Raw genomic sequence first — 1,132 nt, 5'->3', positions numbered from 1 at the left:
CAGCCATTCATGCAGGCTTTCGGGCGTTCTTCGTAATAGTCCGGGGTGACGAAAATCAGTTTGCACGGATGCCCTTCGGCTTCCAGTTTGGCGCGGTATTCGTTGGTGATGCGTTCGGCGCTCACCAGTTGCTCTTTGGTCGGTAGCAGTCCGACACGATTGAGCTGCGCCCAGCCGTAGAACTGGCAGGTGGCGAGTTCGACGAAGTCCGCCTCAAGGGCGATACACAGCTCGATGATGCGGTCGATCTGGTCGATGTTGTGCCGATGGGTCACGAAGTTCAGAACCATCGGGTAGCCGTGGGCCTTCACCGCCCGGGCCATCTCCAGCTTTTGCGCGAAGGCCTTTTTCGAACCGGCCAGCAGGTTGTTCACCTGCTCGTCGCTGGCCTGGAAACTGATCTGGATGTGATCGAGGCCGGCCTTCTTGAAGTCGCTGATTTTCTGCTCGGTGAGGCCGATGCCGGAGGTGATCAGGTTGGTGTAGAAACCCAGTTTGCGGGCTTCGGTAATCAGCTCGGCGAGGTCCTGGCGCACCAGCGGCTCGCCACCGGAAAAGCCCAGTTGCGCCGCGCCCATTTCCCGCGCTTCACGAAACACCTTGATCCACTGCTCAGTACTCAGCTCTTTGCCTTGCTCGGCGAAATCCAGCGGATTGGAGCAATACGGGCATTGCAGCGGGCAGCGATAGGTCAGCTCGGCGAGCAGCCACAGCGGCAGGCCGATTTCGGGTTTGGGCGGCACTTGCACCGATGAATCAGGCAAGTTCGATCCAGTGCTGCGCACGGGCAACCTCCATGAATTGCTCGATGTCGTCACCGAGCTCGGGCACGCCGGGGAACTGCTGATCGAGCTCAGCGATGATGGCTGCCACGTCTCGCTCACCGTCGATCAAACCGCCGATGAGCGCGGCACTTTCGTTGAGCTTGATCATGCCTTCCGGGTACAGCAGCACATGGCCTTTTTGCGCCGGTTCGTACTGGAAACGGTAGCCAGGACGCCAGGTCGGGGTCTTGCTGCGATCGAAACTCATAAGGTGATTCCTTTGTGCCAGACCCGTTGTTCAGTGACGCTGTGATACGGCCCGTTGTTCAGTGACGCTGTGATACGGCGGGCGTTTCAGTTCGTAGGCC

At 59.4% G+C, this 1,132-nt stretch carries 2 protein-coding genes; both read right to left on the bottom strand.

What is annotated here, in order from left to right:
- On the bottom strand, window positions 1-749 hold a 749-nt coding region (gene pqqE / locus AC1D1M_RS31360; protein ID WP_477778682.1), incomplete at its 3' end, for a pyrroloquinoline quinone biosynthesis protein PqqE.
- A 7-nt stretch (window positions 750-756) separates the two neighbouring features.
- Window positions 757-1,032 (bottom strand): pyrroloquinoline quinone biosynthesis peptide chaperone PqqD, encoded by a 276-nt coding sequence (gene pqqD / locus AC1D1M_RS31355; protein ID WP_008051583.1) that lies wholly within the window; start codon window positions 1,030-1,032, stop codon window positions 757-759.
- Window positions 1,033-1,132 lie beyond the last annotated feature (100 nt).

Source organism: Pseudomonas sp. P1_F7, assembly GCF_056405655.1.
Note: the sequence above shows the minus strand (reverse complement) of the source record. Positions and strands in the feature narration are given on the sequence as shown.

Coding starts and splice junctions, on each gene's coding strand:
- pqqD (WP_008051583.1), bottom strand. CDS start 1,032: ATGAGTTTCGATCGCAGCAAGACCCCGACCTGGCGTCCTGGCTACCGT.